Annotated in this window: 1 protein-coding gene; it reads right to left on the minus strand. The window is 70.7% G+C overall.

Features of this window, described 5'->3' with window-relative positions; all coding sequences use genetic code 11:
- Positions 1–386 (minus strand): phosphoglycerate kinase (pgk, locus tag G3I71_RS49800; protein ID WP_164325602.1); only part of this gene is annotated, 386 nt, incomplete at both ends.

Consider the following 386-nt stretch of genomic DNA (forward strand, 5'->3'; position numbering starts at 1 on the left):
CCGTCGGTGTCGACGAGCGCCTGCGCGACGGCCTTGGTGCCCTCGGCGTACGCGGGACGCTCGAACACGCCCATGGGGCCGTTCCACGCGATCGTCTTCGCCGCGAGGATCGCCTCGCGGAACAGCGCGGCGGACTTCGGGCCGATGTCCAGGCCCATCGTGCCGGCCGGGATCGCGTCGACCGCGACGACCTGGTAGTCGTCCGAGCCGAACTCGGGCGCGACCAGCGTGTCGACGGGCAGGACGATCTCGACGCCGGCCTCCTGCGCCTGCGCGAGGTAGCCCTTGACCGTGTCGACCTGGTCCTCCTCGAGCAGCGAGGAGCCGACCTCGTGGCCCTGGGCCTTGAGGAACGTGAACATCATGCCGCCGCCGATGAGCAGCTT

Source organism: Streptomyces sp. SID12501 (assembly GCF_010550245.1).
Lineage (GTDB): Bacteria > Actinomycetota > Actinomycetes > Streptomycetales > Streptomycetaceae > Streptomyces.